The following is an 18695-nucleotide window of genomic DNA, read 5'->3' on the forward strand; positions in this document are numbered from 1 at the left end:
GAGTGCGTCGATCACGGGTGTGAGCAGCCGACTCGGACAGGTTCTGAGCGCGGACATGCGATGGTCGTGTACGGAGTACGTGTGCCTCGTAGGTGTACGCCGATGTCAGCGATCGGCGCTCGCGCCGGCACCGACACCCGTGGCCGCCATCCGTCGCCGCTGCTGGAGAGCCGTAAGGCAGAACTGCGCGAGCCCGGCGTCGGTGTCCAGGATGATGCGCTCCATCTCCGGCCACGGCGGGTGGAAGCTCTTGCCCCACTCGATGGTGAAGGCGAGGATCTTGCCCTTCCGGGGGTCGACGAGGTGACGGGAGTACGCGTAGTCGTCGCTGGTTCCACTGGTCGGGTACAGGTGGAAGGCGGACATCGGGGTGTAGGCACGGCCGCGTACGCCCCGCAGTCCCGCGCAGAACTGCTCGGCGAGCACGGCGGCGTCGTCGGCGTCGCCCGTCGGGATGAACTCCGCGTAGGCCGGGTCGCCGGCCACTCCGCGCGTACCGTCGAAGGCGCGGTTGAGGAAGTTCATGGCCTGGTCGAGGGACTGGTTCTCGTCGTCGCCCCAGACGAAGAGCATGTCCTCGGAGTAGCTGTGCACGTCGACGAACCAGCGGGTCCGCGGGAATTCGTCCAGCAGCCAGCGGACGTTACGGGTCTCGGGCTCCGAGAAGGGGCTGGGGCCCTGGTACACCTCGAGATCTCCCGGGTCCGCCGAGACCCGGGGCCCGGCGGTCGGGTCGAAGGCGGTGGCGAAGTCGAAGAGGAAGTCGAAGTTGCGGTTGATGTCGACGCCGATGCGGGCGGGATCCCCGCCGGAGTTGGCCGGGTTGCGGTTCTTTCGCCACATCGGGTCGACGTTCTGGCTGTAGTTCCGGCCGTCGGGGTTGACGAGCGGGAAGACGACGAGATCCAGGTCGTCCAGGAGGCTCCGCACCTCGTCGGAGGTGAAGCTCGTACCGCCATAGACGAGGCCCGTACCGCCGCTGTAGGCCTCCAGCAGGTCGGCGGCGAGGTGGATGAGGACCTCGCAGCTGCCCCATTCGCGGGCGTGCACGCCTCCTATCAGTACGACGCAGTCGTTGGTGCCGGCGGGGCCCGTGCCGATCCGCAGGGCATGGCCGCTGCGGCCTTCGAACGAGGCGTTGGGCAGGTCGATGATGTCGCATGCGGACGGGAACGCGGTGGCCAGGCTGGTCACGGCGGACTCGACCTCAATGGTGTTCAAGTACGTCATGGTGTCCCTCCTAGGCGTCTTTCACCTTGAGGGCGAGCCCGCGCGGAACCGCGTCCTCGGGGGCGAACCGGTCTCCCTCGCCGACCTCGGCCTGGCGGGCACGCCCGGTGGCTGCGGCGTCCTCGATCGTCGTGACCGACACGCCCTCGCGTTCAAGGGCGGCGGCCTGCTTGGGGGAGACATAGGCCTCGATGCTGAAGCTGCCGTCGTCGCCCTCATGGGCGCGGCCCCCGACGTCGGGACGGGCCTCGCGCAGGAGAGTGCGCAGGGTTTCGGCGTCCTTGGCTGTGACGCGGACACGGAGAATCTCGTAACGAGTGGTGGACATGGCGGCCTTCTTCCGGGCGCCGAGGGCTCACATCAGCGACGCCGACGACGCCCCTACTGACGTAGAGATATGTCCGATGTGTACCTCGTATCCTCAGGGTGCGCTTCCGCCGTAGAACGAGTCAAGGGGCGCCTCGGGCATCCGGCTCAGCAGGCTGTCGAGGCCTGCCATCAGTTCTTGCTCGTCGTCGTACTCGGCCAGTCGCGGGACGAGTGCGCGCAGGCGCGGGTACTCGGCGGCGGGCAGCCGGTGCAGGCCCAGGCGCAGCAGGAGGTCCGGCTCATCGGGGTTGTCGACCACCTGACGCTTGTCCACCAGGAGACAGCCGAGGTTCCACGCCACGAAGGCGCGGTAGATCGACAGCACGGTGGCGTCGTCGAAGCCGGCCCGGCCCAGCACGGCGAGGATGTGTTCCGTGAGCTGGAGCAACGGTGCCGGGCGCCGGGCCACCGGCAGGCTGAGCGGGCGGGTGGCCACCACGGGCAGGATCTCGGGGTGGGCGTGCACCACGAAGGCGAAGGCACGTGCGATCCGGCGCAGTTCGGCGCGCCAGAGCAGACCGGCGGATTCGGCATCCCGGTCGGAGTGGATCTCCCCGGCCGAGGTGCGCAGCCGTTCGTTGACCTCGGCGAAGAAGGCCTCGACCAGGCCGTCGACCAGTGCCTCCTTGCCGGCGGTGTACCGGTAGATGGCCATCGGCTCCACGCCGAGGTCGGTGGCCAGTCGCCGCATGGTCAGCGCCGCGAGCCCGTCCCTGTCGACCAGGGCGACGGCCGCGGCGAGCACCAGCGGGCGGCTCAGGCGCCCCCGTTTCTCCGGGCTGCCCCGCTCAACCATGTCCGTACTCCCGCGTAGGGATACACAGTAAATTTCATCGATAATTGTACTAAATATCCTGCCTCCGCTCGCCGGACATCCACTGACGCGCGGCTGAGGGTGTCGCCGTGCAGGGTCTTGTCGCTGCCCTCGTTACCTGCTCTTCTGTACGCCGGATGATCCGAAAAGAGGATGGGAGCGGCGTGGAACCTGTGGCTGGGCGGGTGGCGATACGCGAGACCGCTGAGGACATTGCCGCGCTGTTGCGCGGCGGCGCCGACATGGAACGTCGGGTACCCGGGGCGGAGTGGAGCGTCGGGGAGGCGGCGGCGCATCTGGCGCTGGCCAACGAGCTGATGGCCGACATCGCCGCGGGACACGCACGCAGCTACGGGGACGGCACGCCGCAGAGCCTCGCCGCCGCCAATGAACAGGCGCTCGCCGAGTTCGCCGAGCGTGGGGCTCAGCCGTTGGCGGCGATGATCGTGGCGCAGGCCGATGCTTGCCTGAAGGCGTTGGAGGAAGGTGCCGCGGAGGAAGGTGTTGTCTCTCCGCTGGGCCCGATGAGCCTGGAGGTGCTGGGCTCGTACCTGCTCACGCACATGCTGGGCCACGGTTACGATCTCGCCCGCGCCCTGGGGCGTACCCACATGATCGACCGTGCCCGGGTGAGGCTGACCCTGCCGTTCCTGATCACGGTCATGCCGCGGGTGACGAACAGCGCCCGCACCGCCGGGCTGACCGCCTGCTACTCGGTCCGCCTGTGGGGCGGTGGCCAATTCGGTGTGACGGTCAGCGATGGCGCGGTGTCCGTCGACTCACGGCCGCCGGCCCGCCCGGACTGCACCATCCTCATCGAGCCGGTCACCTTCCTCCTGATGGCCCTCGGCCGCCGCGACCAGTGGAGCGCCATCGCCCAGGGCCGGATCCTCGTCTGGGGGCGCAAGCCCTGGCTCGCTCCCCGCTTCCCGGCTCTCTTCACGGCGCCCTGAGCGCCCTGAGCGCCCTTGCTAGCCGAGCATGCGGTCGAGGTTGAAGGCCGCGCTGATCAGGGCGAGATGGGTGAATGCCTGGGGGAAGTTTCCGTGCTGTTCGCCGGTGTGGCCGATCTCTTCCGCGTACAGGCCGAGGTGGTTGGCGTAGGTGAGCATCTTCTCGAACGCGAGGCGGGCTTCGTCGAGTCGGCCCGCGCGGGTCAGTGCCTCGACGTACCAGAAGGAGCAGATCGAGAAGGTGCCTTCTTCGCCTTGGAGGCCGTCGGGGCTGGCTTGCGGGTCATAGCGGTAGACCAGCGAGTCGGACACCAGGTCCTCGCCCAGCGCGTCCAGCGTGGCGAGCCATTTCGGGTCGGTCGGGGAGATGAACTTCGCCAGCGGCATCATCAGCAGTGCTGCGTCGAGGATGTTGCTGTCCTCGTACTGGACGAAGGTGTGCCGCTCGTCGGACCAGCCGTGCCGCATGATCCGGCGGTAGATGGTGTCCCGGGTTTTCCCCCAGTGCACCATGTCGGCGGGGAGGCCGCGGTGTTGGGCCAGTCGCATCGCGCGTTCGATCGCCACCCAGCACATCAGCCGTGAGTAGAGGAACGGCTTTCGTCCTCCGCGGGTCTCCCACACTCCCTCGTCGGGCTGGTCCCAGTGGTCGCAGACCCAGTCGACGAGCTCGCTGATGCTGTCCCAGTGCGCGCTGGAGATGGGTTTGCCCCACTTGTCGTACAGGTAGAGGGAGTCGACGAGCGCCCCGTAGATGTCCAGTTGCAGCTGGCCGACGGCGGCGTTGCCGACGCGTACGGGTGCCGAGCACCGATAGCCCTCCAGGTGGGGCAGTTCGCGTTCGGGCAGGTCACGACTTCCGTCGATGCCGTACATGATCTGCAGGGGGCCGCCGGGTTGGGGCGTCCCGGTCGCTGTGAGCCGGACGTGCTCGGACAGGAAGCCCATGAAGGCTTCCGCCTCGTCGGTGAACCCGAGTCTGAGCATCGCGTACACGCAGAACGCGGCGTCGCGGATCCAGACGTAGCGGTAGTCCCAGTTGCGCTCGCCGCCGATCTGTTCGGGCAGGCTGGTGGTGGGTGCGGCGATGATGGCGCCGGTCGGGGCGTAGGTGAGCAGCTTCAGGGTGAGGGCGGAGCGGTGCACCATCTCCCGCCAGCGGCCGCGGTAGCGCGACTGGGACAGCCACCGCCGCCAGTAGCGGACGGTCGCGTTGAACTCCCTTTCGGCCTCGGCCACTGCGCAGAAGCGGGGGCCCACATCGCCGCCGACCCGGTCGATGGTGAAGACGGCGGACTCGCCCTCGTGCAGCTTGAACAGCGACCACACGTCCTGGCCCGAGACCTCGATGGGCACGGTGGACGTCAGCGCGAGCCGGAGCGAGGACGACGTGAAGACCGCCTGGCCGGCTTGTGCGTGCACGGTGTGCGGGGCGGCCCCGTACTCGAAGCGGGGGGCGACGCGCGCGCGGAAGGGCAGCGTTCCGCGGACGCACACCACGCGGCGGATCAGGCGGTGCCGGTCGGCCTCGCGTGAGTCGTCGACGACTGGCATGAAGTCCTGGATCTCGCCGACTCCGTCGTCCGCGAAGAAGCGGGTGATCAGCACATTGGTGTCGGGGAAGTAGAACTGCTTCGTGCGTGCCGGGACGTCGGCGGCGAGTTCGAAGGATCCGCCCCGGTCGGCGTCGAGGATCGAGGCGAAGACGCTGGGTGCGTCGAAGCGTGGGCAGCAGTACCAGTCGATGGTGCCGTTCGTACCGACCAGGGCCGCGCTGCGCAGATCGCCGATCAGGCCGTGCTCGGCGATGGGCAGGTAGCGGAGTGTGTCGGCGCCCCAGGGCTCGCCAGGTCTGCGGCGCACCCCGTCCCTCGCTCCGGCCTCAGGAGTCATGTCAGCCACGTCGACCTCCTTGGGCTGTCGCCCGAGCCGCCCCCTGTTCCACCACTCGACGTTACTCCGTACGAGTGGTGCATCCCCCGACACGGCCGTAGCGTCAATACAGTGACGATCGGGCGAACGATCGGGCCGATCGGGCGGCGTCGCAACGGCACGGAGCGGACATGCGCAGACACACGGTAAGAACGACGGTGGGACTCTGCGCGGCCGCGTCGCTCGCCGCGGTCATGGGAACGGCCTCCGCCGCCCCTCCCGGCGCGCAGGCCGTGAAACAGCAGCCCGCCGCCTCCGTGCTCGTCGACTGCTTCTGGCATCCGGACGTACGCCCCACCGACTTCATCCTCGCCTGCGGTGACGGCAACAGCCGCCTCGTCTCGATGCACTGGTCGCAGTGGCTGCCGGACGCGGCGACCGCCGAGGGCGTCAACGTCGTGAACGACTGCGAGCCCTACTGCGCGGCGGGCAGATTCCACCCGTACCCGGTCACCGTGCGGCTCGACCACCCGCAGCCCTGGAAGAAGCACCCGGAACTGCAGCACTACACCCGGATGACCCTGGTCTACACCGACGCCAGGCCTGAGGGATACGAGCAAGTGGTCAGCTATCCCCTGTGGAACTGACTCCGCCGAGGGCCGTCGCGGCGCCTTGTGCCCGTGTCCAGCAGGAACAGTCGCCCGGAGAACAGGCGCAAAATGGGGTATGTGGATATCCGGCGCGTGTCAGTGGACCGCCTCGTGGAGGAGCCGTCGGGCCGTGGTCTGGTGGCGATCCCGCTCGCGCTGATCGTCGTGATCACTGTGGTGGACATCCGCTCCCCCAGCGACATCCATCTGGGCCCGTTGCTGGTCATCGCGCCCGCGCTCACCGCTTCTCTCGCCGGGGCGTCGCTGACCGCTCTGGTCGGGGTACTGGCCGTGACCGCCCAGGTGGTTATCGCGGTGCTCCACGGCGGACTGACCACGGCCAACCACATCGCGCAGATCATCGCCCTGACCGTGCTCTCCGCACTGGTGGTGTTCGTCTGCCATGTACGGGAGCGGCGCGCTCGGGAGCTGAGCCGGGCCCGGTCGGTGGCCGAGACGGCGCAGCGGGTTCTGCTGCGGCCTCCACCCCGCCGGATCGGTCCGCTGCGCGTGGCCTGGCTGTATCTGGCCGCCGAGGACGAGACCCACATCGGGGGCGACCTGTTCGCGGTCGCCCGCGCCGCCCACTCCTCGACCCGGGTGATCATCGGCGATGTCCGGGGCAAGGGCCTGGCCTCCATCGGCGAGGCGTCGGTGGTGCTGGGCGCGTTCCGTGAGGGCTCCCATCGGTACGCCACCCTGCCGGCGCTCACGGCTGCCCTCGAGGTGAGCGTGTGCCGGGACCTGGACGAGGTGGCCGACACCGAGCACGATCCCGGCGAACACTTCATCACCGCGCTCGTACTCGACCTCCCCGACCAGGGCCCGCAGGCCGAGATGATCAACTGCGGTCATCCCCCACCCCTGCTGCTGCACGATCACGAGGTCACGGTCCTGCACGCGCGCCGCCCCGTACCCCCGCTGGGCATGTGCGAGCTGCCCGCCTCCAGCCACCACCCCGACCCGTTCACCTTCGAAACCGGCGACATCCTGCTGCTCTACACCGATGGCGTCATCGAGGCCCGCTCACCCACGGGCGCCTTCTACCCACTGGCCGAGCGCGTCGCCTCCTTCCCCTCCTCCCATCCCGACACCCTGCTCCGTCACGTCTACGACGACCTGCTCGCCCACGTCGGCGGCCAACCCGCCGACGACGCCGCGATCCTGGTCATCGAACGCACCACCTCCCACCACCTCCACCGACCGCACTTCACCCACCCCGTCGACGGCCACCACCGGCTGCGCCCCAGCGGATCGTCCTCACCCGTGGAACACTGACCGGCGCTCAGGGGGTCGGGATGCCACCCGGCCGGGCCGGACGGCCGAGCCGCACTGGGACACCCGGCGAGTACAGGACGCTCACCGGCTCGCCGAGGGGCACGGGCACTCCGGCCGCCGCGAGGACGTTCTCCTCGCACGCGACCAGCCGCGCACGGTGCAGCGGCCAGCGCGGATGCTCGTTCGGCAGATACCCGGTGTCGCCGAAGAAGGTGTTGTGCATGCCCCACCGGGCGGTCAGGAAGTGCTCCAGCTCGGTGGGCTCCACCACCGGTTCGCCCCGCCGCACGACGATCCGGCTGTACGCGCCGCGCGGCCCGGGCCAGCGCCGTGAGCTGGTGTAGGTGACGACGTCGTCGTCGGCACGGACGGCCATACGGGACCACAGGTACGGAAGCCCGAAGACGGCCCGTCCCATCAGTACGGGCACGAGCCGGGCCGCGTCCATCGACCGGAACACCACGCCGCGCCGACCGTGCGCGTCCACCGAGTACAGGCGTACGTTCGTCTCCGGGAAGGTCCCCAGATACGGCACTCCCGGCGAGCGGAGCCAGCCGACCCGGTGCATCCGGAAGGCGACCAGGCCGATATAGGTGACCCCGTCGAGCACGTCCGGGACCGTTCCGCCCGGCAGGAGCCCCGCGACGCTGTCCGGGTCGACAGCCCAGTGGACGAAGGTGAGATCGAGCCACTGCTGGGTCAGCAAGGGCCGCCTCAGCACCGTGGGCGCGTCCGGGGTGACAGGCTCGGGTATCCGCGGTGGGGTCGACACCGCGTCAGCATCCCAGACCGGCGCCCGCCGGCCTCCGTCCGGGCACGAGCCTCAGGGAGGTCTCGGTCGACACCCGTGGCGAGCCCGGAACGGCTCCGTGTCAGCCGAACCGCTCCGTCCGTGTTGCCCTCCGGCGCGCGCTGTGACGTAATCGGAGGACCCGCAGGGTGGAACTTGGCGGTGCAGGTGCCGCGCCAGAAGGAGCGGCCGGTATGGACGGGTATACGACCGGGGACGACGAAGGGGTCGCGGCAGCGCCGGGAGGGCTGCTCGACCTGTTGAAGGTCGCGGCCGTGGTGCTCGACAGCGACGGACACATCGTGTTGTGGAGTCCGGAGGCCGAACAGCTGCTCGGATTTCGAGCGGAGGAGGCTCTGGACCACAGGGCCGACGACCTGCTCGTGTCGCCCGACCACCGTCAGCAGGCCCACGACCTGTTCGCGCAGGTGCGCTCGGGAGCCCGCTGGGCGGGAGTCTTTCCCCTCCAGCACAAGGACGGCACGGAACGCCCGGTGGAGTTCCGCACCATGCGGCTGCGGGCCCGGGACGGGCGGGCCCATCTGCTGGGCCTGGCGGCAGACGCCACGACCGTACGCCGGGTGGAGCGGGATCTGGCCCTGTCCCACAGCCTGTTCCGCCAGACCCCGCTGGGCATCGCGGTCTTCGACAACGATCTGCGGTGGGTGAGCGTCAATCCGGCGCTGGAGCGGATCAACGGTCTGCCCGAGGAGGCGGTGCTGGGGCGCCGTGTCGGGGAGGTGCTGCCGCATCTGGACGTGGAGGCCATCGAGTCGCGCATGCGCCTCGTCCTGGCCAGCGGCAAACCCCTGCTGGACCAGCAGACCGTCGGCCGGACGGCGACCGACACCGAGGAGCATGCGTTCTCGGAGTCGTACCACCGCATCGAGGACGCCGACGGCCGGGTGCTCGGGCTGGCGATGGCCGTCATCGACGTCTCCGAGCGGCAGCACGAGGCGGCCGAGGTCTCCGAGGCGCGTGAGCGCCTGTCCGTGATCGCGGACGCCGGTGTGCGGATCGGCACCACGCTGGATCTTCAGCAGACCGCGCGGGAACTGGCCGACGTGGCGGTACCGCACCTGGCCGACCTGGCGGCCGTCGACGTACTGGAGGCGGTGGTCGCCCACGGCACCACCGCCTCGATCACCGGTGAGGCTCATGCCGAGTTCAGGGCGCTGGCCGTGGCGGCCGGTTATCTGACAGACGCCATTCACGCCGCGGACCCGGTCGGCGAACTGGCCACCTACAGCTCGACGCGGATCATCACCCAGTGTGTCCGGGAAGCGAGGCCGATCCTGGTCGAACAGGTGGACTCGGCCATGATGCGGCGCATCGCCCGGGACTCCCATGCGGCGCAGACCCTGCGGCTGGCAGGCGTCCACTCCTACCTGGCCGTCCCGCTGATGGCCCGGGGCGAGGTGCTCGGCACGCTCAGTCTCTACCGCACCATCAACTCCCGCTCGTTCGACGAGCAGGACCGCATCCTCGCCTCGGAACTCGCCGCACGCGCGGCGATCTGCGTCGACAACGCCCGCCTGTACGGACGCGAGCGCACCGCGGCCCTGACCCTCCAGCGCAGCCTGTTGCCCCCTGCCCCCGTGGAGCACGAGGGCCTCGATCTCGCCGCCCGATACCTTCCGGCCCTGAGCGAGGTCGGCGGGGACTGGTACGACGTGCTGCCCCTGAGCCGGGGACGCACCGGTCTGATCGTGGGCGACGTGATGGGCAAGGGTGTCCAAGCCGCCGCGATCATGGGGCAGTTGAGCACCGCCACCCGTGCTCTGGCGCGTCTCGATCCGCCTCCTGCCGAGCTGTTGGGCCACCTCGACGACATCGCGAGGTCGCTCGGTGACGCGATCGCCACGTGCGTCTACGCCGTGTGCGACCCTCGGCGCGGCAGCTGCGAGCTGTCCAGCGCCGGTCACCTCCCGCCCGTCATGATCCGCCCCGACGGCCGTGCGGAGCTCCTCGACATCCCCGGCGGTGTGCCCCTCGGTGTCGGCGGCGTGGACTTCGGGACCATGGAGCAGGAGCTCCCCGCGGGTTCCCTGCTCGCCCTGTACACGGACGGGCTGGTCGAGAGCCGTACCGAGCCCATCGACACGGGGCTGGAGACCATGATGCGGCTGCTGCAGAGCACGCACTACTCCCTGGAGAGGACCAGCGACATGCTGCTCAGCGCGCTGCGCCCCGAGCCCGACGACGACGTCGCCCTCCTGCTGGTGCGCACGCGTACCTGAGCGGCCACCGGGGCCGGGCGCCGACCGGACCTACTTCTCGCCCGCGGAGCCAGGCGGGGCGGCCCCCAGCCCTGGTGGCATGTTGTACGGCGTCACCACCTGGATCGCCGACGGGAGGAACGGCCCTTCGTCCGGCAGGGCCTTGTGGGCGCGCATGATGGTCTGGCAGGCGCGGCGCATGTCCTGCCGCAGGTCGTGGTGGAGCACCGCGGACAGCCGCCCCTCCCCCAGCAACCGGGTGTTGTCGTGGTCCAGGTCGTGTGCGACGAAGGCGAAGACCTTCCGGCCCAGCGCGTCGAAGGCGTCGATGGTCGCGGTGTTACCCCCGCCGATGGAGTAGACGGCGTTGATCTCGGGATCGCGCTCGAGGGCTTCCAGGACGAGGTCGCGCTGGGTGGCGTCGAGTCCGTCGCTGTCGGTGACCTCGACGAGAGGGCGCGCGGGCCGAGCAGTGCGCATGGCACCGCGGAAACCCATTTCGCGTTCCTCCTCTCCGCGGAAGGAGCCCCGGCTGATGGTGACGAGCACATGACCGGGCCGCTCGCCGAGCCACTGCCGGATCAGGTACGCCGCCGTGGCCCCGGCGGCGCGGTTGTCGATGCCGACGTACGCCGCACGCGGGCTGCTGGGCAGGTCGGTGACGAGGGTGACGACCGGGATGCCGGCCGCCGTCAGCCGTCCGACCGCGGCGGTGACCTCGGGGACGTCGGGGGCCTTGAGGATCACTCCCTGCGATCCCCGTTTGGCGATCTTGTCCAGGTCCTTCACCAGCTCCGGCACGGGGGCCGTCTCGCGGAAATGGAACCGCGAGCGCACGACCGCCGGGTGCAGGGACGGCAGTTCGGCCTCCAGCGCGTCGCGCACCGCGGACGAGAACCGTCGCGGTGTCTGCATGACGATGTCGATCATGAAGGTACGGCCGCCGATGCGCACCTGGGCGCGCTGCCGGTCCAGGTCCTTGATCGCCTGGCGCACTTCCAGGACGGTGCTCTCGCGCACACCGCCGCGGCTGTTGAGGACCCGGTCGACCGTCGCCTCGCTCAAGCCGGCCTGACGGGCGATCTCCCGGATCGTATAGGGGTGTCCCATGGCTGTTCCGATGACTTTCCGGTGACTGTTCCCGAAGACCGATGAAGATCAATGATGGCTTTTTGATGGATCGCTGCGGATTGAATGACGGGGCTGGGTTCATAAGACTGACAGAAGGACAGGCACTTCGAAAGGACCCACCATGGCCCTCACAGCCCGCGGACCGCGGACTTGGCTGACGGAGGAGGACTGCCGTCTCGTCGAGCTCCGCTCCCTGGTCGAGCAGGACACCGAGTCCCGCGCATACCCGTTCGCCGAGGCGGTCGAACAGGGCGTCCTCGTCTACGACAGCGATCGGCTCCGGGCGGTGGCCGACCGCCGGGCGGTGCGGGCCGAGTTGGTGCACGCCCTGCTGGACGGGCCGGGCATCGTGGTCCTCAAGCGCGCTTTCCCGGACCTCGACGTCGTGGACCGGGCCACCGCCGCCTTCAACGCGCTCATCGAGGAGGAACGGGTCTCCGGAGCCGCCCGGGGCGACCACTTCGCCAAGCCGGGAGCCAACGACCGGGTGTGGAGCGCGCTGGACAAGACGGCCCGCCGCGCCCCGGAGGTCTTCGCCGACTACTACGCCAACGACATGCTGGCTCTCGTCTCAGAGGCCTGGCTGGGCCCCGGCTACCAGGTCACCTCACAGATCAACGTGGTCAACCCCGGGGGTGCGGCGCAGAGCGTGCACCGGGACTACCACCTCGGGTTCCTGAGCCAGGAACAGGCGGCCGCGTATCCGGCGCATGTGCACCGGCTCTCGCCCGTACTCACTCTGCAGGGTGCGGTGGCGCACTGCGACATGCCCGTCGAGTCCGGCCCCACGCTGTATCTGCCGCACTCCCAGAAGTACGAGCCGGGCTATCTCGCCTGGCGGCGCCCGGAATTCGTCGACTACTTCGAGAGGCACCACATCCAGCTCCCCCTGGACAAGGGCGACGCGGTCTTCTTCAACCCCGCGCTCTTCCACGCGGCCGGCCACAACCGCTCGGCCGGCATCAAGCGCATGGCGAACCTGCTGCAGATCTCCTCCGCCTTCGGCCGCGCCATGGAGACGGTCGACCGGGACGCGATGGTCAACGCGCTCTTCCCGGTGCTGCTGCGCCGCAAGGCCGACGGCGTCGGCGAGGAATGGCTGCGCCGGGTGATCGCCGCGAGCGCCGAGGGCTACCCCTTCCCGACCGACCTGGACCTCGATCCGCCCGTCGACGGTCTGGCCCCGCCCTCCCAGGCCGACACGGTGTGGCGGGCGGTGGCAGAGGAGTGGAGCCCGGAGCGGCTGCGCCAGGAACTGCGGGACGGCGCCCAGCGCCGCCGGCGCTGACAGGGAGGGCATCCCCATCATGAGACCACTGCTTGAGGACAGGGTCGTCCTCGTCAACGGCGGCAGCCAGGGCGTCGGCGCGGGCATCGTACGGGCAGCCGTACGAGAAGGAGCGCGCGTCGCCTTCACCGGGCGCCGAACCGACGTGGGCGAGCGGCTCGCGGCGGACACCGGCGCGCTGTTCGTACGAGCCGATCTCAGCGATCCGGCGCAGGCGCGGGGCAGCGTGGAGCAAACCGTGGCCGCCCTTGGGCGGGTCGACTGCCTGGTCAACGCGGCCGGGCTGACCTCGCGCGGCTCGCTCCTGGACACCACGCCGGAGCTGTTCGACGCGCACATCGCCATCAACCTGAGGGCCCCGTTCTTCGCGATGCAGGCGGCCGTGCGGCATCTGCTGGACCGTGAGGCGCCGGGCACCGTCGTCAACATCATCACCTCCTCCGCGCACGGCGGGCAGCCGTTCCTCGCCCCGTACGTCGCCGCCAAGGCCGGACTTGTGGGGCTGACCCGCAACGCCGCGCACGCGCACCGCTGGGACCGGATCCGGATCAACGGCCTCAACATCGGCTGGACGGACACCGAGGGCGAGGAAGCGACTCAGCGCGAGTTCCACGGCGCGGGCGACGACTGGCGGGAGAAGGCCGCGCGGAGTGTCCCGATGGGCAAGCTCGGCCAGGTCGACGAGATCGCCGACTTCGTGGTCTTCCTGCTCTCCGACCGCAGTGGTGTGGTCACCGGCTCGGTCATCGACTGGGACCAGAACGTCTTCGGCGGACTCGACTGATGCCCCCGACCGGGCTTTAAGGAGCGACTTCTCATGCGTATAGGCATCTTGGGACTCGGCCGCATCGGCGCCTTCCATGCCGCGACTCTCGCCGGGCTGGAGGCCGTGGACTCCCTGGTGGTCACGGATCCCGTGTCCGCGGCGACCGCGTCCGCCGTGGAACGCTTCGGGGCCACCGCGGTCGACTCCCCCGAGGCGGTGCTCGCCGCCGGCGTCGACGGCGTCGTGGTCGCCGCCGCCACCGACGCGCACCCCGCGCTGATCCTCGCCGCGGTGAGGGCGGGCATCCCGGTGTTCTGCGAGAAGCCGGTGGCCCGGACCGTCGAGGAGAGCCTCGACGTTCTGCGCGCGGTCGAGGGCAGCGGCGTCGAGGTGCACATCGGGTACAACCGGCGCTTCGACGCGGGCTGCGTGGCCGCCCGCGAGGCGGTAGTGAGCGGCGAGCTCGGCAAGCTGCACACCGTACGGTCCACCACACTCGACCCGGCGCCGCCGCCCGCCGCCTATGTGGCCGTCTCCGGCGGCATCTTCCGCGACTGCGCCGTGCACGACTTCGACATCGTCCGCTGGGTCACCGGCCGCGAGGTCACCGAGGTGTACGCGACCGGGGGCAACCGGGGTGCCGAGTACATCGCGGCCGCGGGCGACGTCGACACCGCGTCCACGATCCTCACCCTCGACGACGGAACCCTCGCCGTGGTGTCCAACTCCCGGCACAACGCCCGCGGTCACGACGTACGCCTGGAGCTGCACGGCATGAAGGACAGCATCGCCGTCGGCCTGGAGGACCGGCTGCCGCTGCGCTCCGTCGAACCCGGCGCCGTCTTCCCCGCCGGCAGGCCCCACCACTTCTTCATGGACCGCTTCGCGGACGCCTACCGCGCCGAACTCACCGCCTTCACCGAGGTCGTCGCGGGCCGCGCCACCTCGCCGTGCACGGTCGCCGACGCCGTCGAAGCGAGCTGGATCGCCGAGGCCTGCACGCTGTCCCTGGCCGAGCACCGTCCCGTACGACTGGAAGAGGTACGCACGATATGACCCCCTTGCGTATCGGCGTCCTGGGCGCGGCCCGCATCGCCGAACTGTCGATCGTGGGCCCCGCCCGTGCGGGCGGCCACCGTCTCGTCGCGGTGGCCGCCCGCGACCGGGCCCGCGCGGAGGCGTTCGCCGCCACGCACGGCGTCGAGCGGGTGGCCGGCTCCTACGCCGAACTGATCGTCGACCCCGAAGTGGAGGTCGTCTACAACCCGCTCGCCAACGGCCTGCACGGGCCGTGGAACCTGGCCGCCCTCGCGGCGGGCAAGCACGTACTGACCGAGAAACCGTCCGCGAGCAATGCGCGGGAGGCGGCCGAAGTACGCGCCGCCGCCGAGTCGGGCACGGTCTTCATGGAGGGCTTCCACTACCTCTTCCACCCGGTCACCCTGCGTCTGCACGAGCTCCTGGACTCCGGGGAACTCGGTGAACTGCGGCACGTGGAAACGGTGGTCGCCATGCCCGCCCCGCAGGACGACGACGTGCGCTGGCAGCTTCCGCTGGCGGGCGGGGCGTTGATGGATCTGGGCTGCTACAGCCTGCATGCCCAGCGCACCCTCGCCCCCTGGGCCGGCGGTGCGCCTCGACTGGTCGCGGCACGCGGCGGCGAGCGGAAGGGCGCGCCGGGCATCGACGAGTGGCTGGACGCCGACCTGGAGTTCCCTGGCGGCGCCACCGGTTCCGCGCGCTGCCACATGGCGTACGACACATGGCGGATGAGCTGCCGGGTGGTCGGCACCCGGGGTGAGGCCACGGCGGTCAACTTCGTGCAGCCGCACCTGGACGACCGTGTCCTGGTCCGCACCGCCGCGGGCGAACGCGTCGAGGAGCTGGGCCGTCGCTCCTCGTACACGTATCAACTCGACGCTTTCGCCGCCCACCTGCGCCACGGCGCGCCACTGCCGCTCGACGCCGAGGACGCACTGACGACCATGCGTCTCATCGACGCGTGTTACGGCGCCGCCGGATTCGCTCCCCGGCCGCGGACGGACATCTGAGCCCCGACGGGTGAAACGCGAGCCGCTCGATCGGCTCGACCTCGACATCGACTTCAACCCTCGAACTCGACCGAGTGCCTTCGGTCTGGATCAAGCGATGGAATGATGTCGCCGCCGGGCAGGTTTGCGTTTCTCCGAAGGATGGTGGATGGGTGGGTGTGATGGCCGGCTGGGAGTGGGACGACACTCTGTTCAAGGGAGCGGCCTCCTACTACCGGCGCGGGAGGCTTCCGTACGCCCCCGGGCTGGCGGACGTACTCGCCGAGGTGCTGCGGCTCGACGGTCAGGGGCGGCTTCTCGATGTGGGATGCGGACCGGGCATCCTTGGGCTGAGTCTGGCGCACCTGTTCGGTGAGATCGTCGGTGTGGATCCGGACAGCGGGATGATCGATGAAGCCAGGCGTGGGGCCGCCGAGGCGGGCGTGTCCGGAAAGGCGCGGTGGGTACGGGTCCGGGCCGAGGAACTGCCCGCGGCCCTGGGGACGTTCGACGTGGCGGTTTTCGCTCAGTCCGTTCACTGGATGGATCGCGACCTGGTGGCGGGAAGCGTCAGGGACATGCTCCGGCCCGGCGGGGCGCTGGTGCACATCTCGGATCTGAAGACGGAGAACCGGACCGTCGACGATCTCCCGCATCCGGCGGTGCCCTATGCGGCGATCGACGAGTTGGTCAGGCGATACCTGGGACCGGTCCGTCGAGCCGGTCGCGGGGTGCTACCGCAGGGAACACCCGGCGGTGAGGCCGCGGTGTTCACCCGAGCGGGATTCTCCGGCCCTCAGCGCCATGTCGTTCCTGGCGGGCAGGCGCTCGAACGCACCTGGGACGACACCGTCGCCTGGGCGTTCTCGATGTCCTCCTCGGCTCCGCACCTGTTCGGCGCGCGCCGTGCCGACTTCGAGGCAGACCTGCGTCGACTGCTGCGGGAGGCCTCCCCGTCGGGCCGGTTCTCCGAACGCCAGCCGAGCACCGAGGTCTTCGTCTGGCGAAGGAACCCCGCCGCCACGACGGGATAGCGGAGCCGCCTCCTCTGCCAGAATGCCGTCATGACGATGATCTCGGCCGGCGCCGAGCAACTCGCGGCCGCAATCGACGCCCTCGGCCGTGAGAGGTCCACCCTGGTGGCCCTTGACGGTATGGGAGGCTCCGGCAAATCGACCCTGGCGGCTGCCCTTGCCGAGTTGCGCGGTGCCGTGGTCGTGCACGGCGACGACTTCTACCGTCCCATGGACGCGGAGGAGCGCGCCCGGCTGAGCCCTGCCCAGGGCTACGACCGCTACTTCGACTGGCAGCGGCTGCGCGAGGAGGTGCTGGTCCCTCTCACCGACGGTCACGATGCCGCTTACCGGCGCTACGACTGGGAGACCGGAGCACTGGCGCCGGACGAGATCCACGCCGTCTCCCGTTCCGGCATAGTCGTCGTCGAGGGCGTGTACACCGCCCGGCCCGAACTCACCGACTACTACGGCCTGGTGGTCTACGTCGACACGCCACCCGAGGAATCCATGCGACGGCTCCGCGAACGCGGCCACGACCACGGCCCGATCGACTGGGAGTCCCGCTGGCGCCTGGCCGAAGAGCACTACCTGGCCACGACCCGCCCCCGGGAGCGCGCGCACTTGGTGGTTCCCGGGCACTGAACCGCCTTGTCCTCACACGGAACCGGCGTGTCAGTGGTGCGCTGTACGTTGCTGGCATGGGCATTTACGTAGTCAGTGTCGACGCTGAGGACTGGTTCGGTGAAGGCGAGGACGGATGGGGAGATGTCGCCTCGGCGCTGAACGTCGAGTTGGGACGGCGTGGTCTGCCGCCGTATGACTCCGTACCTGAAGAGACAGAGTTCGTCCGAGGTTCCGGACAGGCCTTCGAGGAGAAGCTGATCCCCTCCATGGACGGGTTCGCCGCGCTGTGCCGTGCCCGCCTTTCCCAGGAGGAGACGGAGCTGGTGTGTGGCTGGACGGTCATGGTGCCGCCGTCCCTGGACGAGGAGATCTGGTTGCCGGTCGAGTCTTCCTATACGGAGTCGACCATGGTCGCTGGCGCGCCTCAAGTGCTGGCCATCGCGGAGAAGTTGGCGGCTGCCACAGACCTGCCGGCCGAGGTCCCGATGATGTGCGACAACCTCGATCTGACCATGTGGTTCATGAACGGGGCGGCGAAGGAGCTGGCCGCGGTCCGGCCGGGGGCGTGGAGCGACGACCTGGACACCGCCTTCTATGTCGCCCTGTACCTGCGCGCCGCGCAGCACTCCATACGACGCGGCTGCCCCATCGTCTACTCCTAGTACTCCCAATGCTCCTCATACTCCTGAGCGTTGACGAGCGTCATCGGGGGGTCAGCACGATGCGCTGGCCGGGGGCGGTGGGGGTGTTCCACGCCTGCTCGACCTGGGAGAGGGGGAGGACGAGAGGGTTCACGGCCAGGGTGCCGGAGGTGATCTCCGTGGCGAGGGAGGGAAGTTCGGCGAGGATTCCGGCGGTGGTGACCGAGCCCTGACCGCTGCCCATGATCTGCAGGTTCGCCGCGCGCAGCAGGGACGAGGGCAGGGCGATCTCCGCTCCGGCCATGGAGCCGATCTGGATCCAGGCCAGCGGTTTGGCGCGCTCGGGACGGGCGGTGAGCAGGGCGGGCATGGCGTGTTCGGCAGCCGGGCCCCAGAGGTAGTCGATGACGACGTCCGCGTCGCCGGCGCTCCGGCCGAGGCGGTCGGCGACCTCCTTGGGCTCGCCCAGCAGGGAGACCGTCTCGTCCGCACCCAGGCCCGGCAGAAGGTCCAGGCGCTCGGCGTCACGGCCGGCGGCCACGACGTGGGCGGCGCCGAGGTGCTTGGCGATCTGGACGGCGAGCTGTCCGGCGTTGCCGGTCGCACCCAGGACCAGGACACTCGCGCCGGGCGGGAGGGTCACGCGGCGGCGGAGGGCGACCCAGGAGGACATGCCGGGGTTCATCGCGGCGGCCACCGTGACCGGGTCGGTGTCCGTCGGCAGGGTGATGGCGCGGCGGCGGTCGACGACGGCCTGCTCGGCCATGGTGCCCAGGGCGGTGTCGGGGGCGACGAAGTAGAGCAGTTCCCCTTGTTCGCTGCGGCCGACCGCGTCGATGCCCGGGACCAGGGGCAGGACGCCCTCGGAGGTGTAGTGGCTGCCGTTGGCGCTGGAGCGCACCCTCGGGTGGAGTCCGGCGGCCAGGACGTCCACCAGGACTTCGTGCCCGTCGCGGGGCCGGGGGGTGTCGATGGTGTCGAAGCGGGGCGGGGCGTCGAAGGAACGGACGACGGCGGCGTACAT

At 70.0% G+C, this 18695-nt stretch carries 18 protein-coding genes; 11 read left to right on the top strand and 7 right to left on the bottom strand.

From position 1 onward, the window contains the following. Positions 1 to 105 precede the first annotated feature (105 nt). From OIC96_RS01950 to OIC96_RS01960, 3 genes are all read right to left on the bottom strand, one after another. Complete coding sequence (locus OIC96_RS01950) at positions 106 to 1230, bottom strand: M14 family metallopeptidase (protein WP_330309633.1); 1125 nt, start codon at positions 1228 to 1230, stop codon at positions 106 to 108. 10 nt (positions 1231 to 1240) lie between these two features. After that, positions 1241 to 1558 (bottom strand): hypothetical protein, encoded by a 318-nt coding sequence (locus OIC96_RS01955; protein ID WP_330309632.1) that lies wholly within the window; start codon positions 1556 to 1558, stop codon positions 1241 to 1243. Positions 1559 to 1651: 93 nt separating this feature from the next. Next, entirely contained in the window at positions 1652 to 2395 is a 744-nt protein-coding gene (locus OIC96_RS01960) for a TetR/AcrR family transcriptional regulator (protein ID WP_330309631.1), read from the bottom strand. A gap of 155 nt (positions 2396 to 2550) precedes the next feature. Between OIC96_RS01960 and OIC96_RS01965 the strand changes: the two genes are divergently transcribed. Continuing rightward, positions 2551 to 3366 carry a maleylpyruvate isomerase family mycothiol-dependent enzyme gene (locus OIC96_RS01965; protein ID WP_406502216.1) on the top strand — a complete coding sequence of 272 codons (816 nt, stop codon included), beginning with the start codon at positions 2551 to 2553 and terminating at the stop codon, positions 3364 to 3366. A gap of 18 nt (positions 3367 to 3384) precedes the next feature. On the opposite strand, the gene OIC96_RS01970 is transcribed toward OIC96_RS01965, so the two are convergent. After that, positions 3385 to 5259 (bottom strand): glycoside hydrolase family 15 protein, encoded by a 1875-nt coding sequence (locus tag OIC96_RS01970; RefSeq protein ID WP_330310412.1) that lies wholly within the window; start codon positions 5257 to 5259, stop codon positions 3385 to 3387. A gap of 170 nt (positions 5260 to 5429) precedes the next feature. Between OIC96_RS01970 and OIC96_RS01975 the strand changes: the two genes are divergently transcribed. Then, positions 5430 to 5885 carry a hypothetical protein gene (locus OIC96_RS01975; RefSeq protein ID WP_330309630.1) on the top strand — a complete coding sequence of 152 codons (456 nt, stop codon included), beginning with the start codon at positions 5430 to 5432 and terminating at the stop codon, positions 5883 to 5885. Between the two features lie 96 nt (positions 5886 to 5981). Next, positions 5982 to 7166: a PP2C family protein-serine/threonine phosphatase gene (locus tag OIC96_RS01980; protein ID WP_330309629.1), complete on the top strand. Its 1185-nt coding sequence runs from the start codon at positions 5982 to 5984 to the stop codon at positions 7164 to 7166. Between the two features lie 7 nt (positions 7167 to 7173). Here OIC96_RS01980 and OIC96_RS01985 read toward each other — a convergent pair whose 3' ends face one another. Continuing rightward, positions 7174 to 7938, bottom strand: coding sequence for a YqjF family protein (locus OIC96_RS01985; RefSeq protein ID WP_330309628.1), 765 nt, complete (start codon positions 7936 to 7938; stop codon positions 7174 to 7176). A 212-nt stretch (positions 7939 to 8150) separates the two neighbouring features. Here OIC96_RS01985 and OIC96_RS01990 point away from each other — a divergent pair, with 212 nt between their 5' ends. Continuing rightward, complete coding sequence (locus OIC96_RS01990) at positions 8151 to 10196, top strand: SpoIIE family protein phosphatase (protein ID WP_330309627.1); 2046 nt, start codon at positions 8151 to 8153, stop codon at positions 10194 to 10196. 30 nt (positions 10197 to 10226) lie between these two features. Here the strand turns inward: OIC96_RS01990 and OIC96_RS01995 are convergent, their stop codons facing one another. Beyond that, positions 10227 to 11285: a LacI family DNA-binding transcriptional regulator gene (locus tag OIC96_RS01995; protein ID WP_330309626.1), complete on the bottom strand. Its 1059-nt coding sequence runs from the start codon at positions 11283 to 11285 to the stop codon at positions 10227 to 10229. Positions 11286 to 11427: 142 nt separating this feature from the next. Between OIC96_RS01995 and OIC96_RS02000 the strand changes: the two genes are divergently transcribed. From OIC96_RS02000 to OIC96_RS02030, 7 genes are all read left to right on the top strand, one after another. Then, entirely contained in the window at positions 11428 to 12594 is a 1167-nt protein-coding gene (locus OIC96_RS02000; RefSeq protein WP_330309625.1) for a phytanoyl-CoA dioxygenase family protein, read from the top strand. A 19-nt stretch (positions 12595 to 12613) separates the two neighbouring features. Next, on the top strand, positions 12614 to 13378 hold the full coding sequence (locus OIC96_RS02005) for an SDR family oxidoreductase (RefSeq protein WP_330309624.1): 765 nt from the start codon (positions 12614 to 12616) through the stop codon (positions 13376 to 13378). A 33-nt stretch (positions 13379 to 13411) separates the two neighbouring features. Continuing rightward, a complete protein-coding gene (locus OIC96_RS02010) occupies positions 13412 to 14416 on the top strand; it encodes a Gfo/Idh/MocA family protein (RefSeq protein WP_330309623.1) in 1005 nt (334 codons plus the stop codon). Further along, positions 14413 to 15411: a Gfo/Idh/MocA family protein gene (locus tag OIC96_RS02015; protein ID WP_330309622.1), complete on the top strand. Its 999-nt coding sequence runs from the start codon at positions 14413 to 14415 to the stop codon at positions 15409 to 15411. Before OIC96_RS02010 ends, OIC96_RS02015 begins: the two co-directional genes overlap by 4 nt. Before the next feature lie 161 nt (positions 15412 to 15572). Next, a complete protein-coding gene (locus tag OIC96_RS02020; RefSeq protein WP_330310411.1) occupies positions 15573 to 16424 on the top strand; it encodes a class I SAM-dependent methyltransferase in 852 nt (283 codons plus the stop codon). Positions 16425 to 16454: 30 nt separating this feature from the next. Beyond that, on the top strand, positions 16455 to 17048 hold the full coding sequence (locus OIC96_RS02025) for a uridine kinase family protein (RefSeq protein WP_330309621.1): 594 nt from the start codon (positions 16455 to 16457) through the stop codon (positions 17046 to 17048). 56 nt (positions 17049 to 17104) lie between these two features. Then, positions 17105 to 17692 carry a hypothetical protein gene (locus OIC96_RS02030; protein WP_330309620.1) on the top strand — a complete coding sequence of 196 codons (588 nt, stop codon included), beginning with the start codon at positions 17105 to 17107 and terminating at the stop codon, positions 17690 to 17692. 40 nt (positions 17693 to 17732) lie between these two features. Here the strand turns inward: OIC96_RS02030 and OIC96_RS02035 are convergent, their stop codons facing one another. Continuing rightward, positions 17733 to 18695, bottom strand: a complete 963-nt coding sequence (locus tag OIC96_RS02035; protein ID WP_330309619.1) for a quinone oxidoreductase family protein — start codon at positions 18693 to 18695, stop codon at positions 17733 to 17735.

This window comes from Streptomyces sp. NBC_00775 (genome assembly GCF_036347135.1).
Lineage (GTDB): Bacteria > Actinomycetota > Actinomycetes > Streptomycetales > Streptomycetaceae > Streptomyces > Streptomyces lutosisoli.

Coding starts and splice junctions, on each gene's coding strand:
- OIC96_RS01950 (WP_330309633.1), bottom strand. CDS start 1,230: ATGACGTACTTGAACACCATTGAGGTCGAGTCCGCCGTGACCAGCCTG.
- OIC96_RS02020 (WP_330310411.1), top strand. CDS start 15,573: ATGGCCGGCTGGGAGTGGGACGACACTCTGTTCAAGGGAGCGGCCTCC.
- OIC96_RS01960 (WP_330309631.1), bottom strand. CDS start 2,395: ATGGTTGAGCGGGGCAGCCCGGAGAAACGGGGGCGCCTGAGCCGCCCG.
- OIC96_RS02000 (WP_330309625.1), top strand. CDS start 11,428: ATGGCCCTCACAGCCCGCGGACCGCGGACTTGGCTGACGGAGGAGGAC.
- OIC96_RS01955 (WP_330309632.1), bottom strand. CDS start 1,558: ATGTCCACCACTCGTTACGAGATTCTCCGTGTCCGCGTCACAGCCAAG.
- OIC96_RS02025 (WP_330309621.1), top strand. CDS start 16,455: ATGACGATGATCTCGGCCGGCGCCGAGCAACTCGCGGCCGCAATCGAC.
- OIC96_RS01975 (WP_330309630.1), top strand. CDS start 5,430: ATGCGCAGACACACGGTAAGAACGACGGTGGGACTCTGCGCGGCCGCG.
- OIC96_RS02030 (WP_330309620.1), top strand. CDS start 17,105: ATGGGCATTTACGTAGTCAGTGTCGACGCTGAGGACTGGTTCGGTGAA.
- OIC96_RS02015 (WP_330309622.1), top strand. CDS start 14,413: ATGACCCCCTTGCGTATCGGCGTCCTGGGCGCGGCCCGCATCGCCGAA.
- OIC96_RS02010 (WP_330309623.1), top strand. CDS start 13,412: ATGCGTATAGGCATCTTGGGACTCGGCCGCATCGGCGCCTTCCATGCC.
- OIC96_RS01970 (WP_330310412.1), bottom strand. CDS start 5,259: ATGACTCCTGAGGCCGGAGCGAGGGACGGGGTGCGCCGCAGACCTGGC.
- OIC96_RS01965 (WP_406502216.1), top strand. CDS start 2,551: ATGATCCGAAAAGAGGATGGGAGCGGCGTGGAACCTGTGGCTGGGCGG.
- OIC96_RS02005 (WP_330309624.1), top strand. CDS start 12,614: ATGAGACCACTGCTTGAGGACAGGGTCGTCCTCGTCAACGGCGGCAGC.
- OIC96_RS02035 (WP_330309619.1), bottom strand. CDS start 18,695: ATGTACGCCGCCGTCGTCCGTTCCTTCGACGCCCCGCCCCGCTTCGAC.
- OIC96_RS01990 (WP_330309627.1), top strand. CDS start 8,151: ATGGACGGGTATACGACCGGGGACGACGAAGGGGTCGCGGCAGCGCCG.
- OIC96_RS01995 (WP_330309626.1), bottom strand. CDS start 11,285: ATGGGACACCCCTATACGATCCGGGAGATCGCCCGTCAGGCCGGCTTG.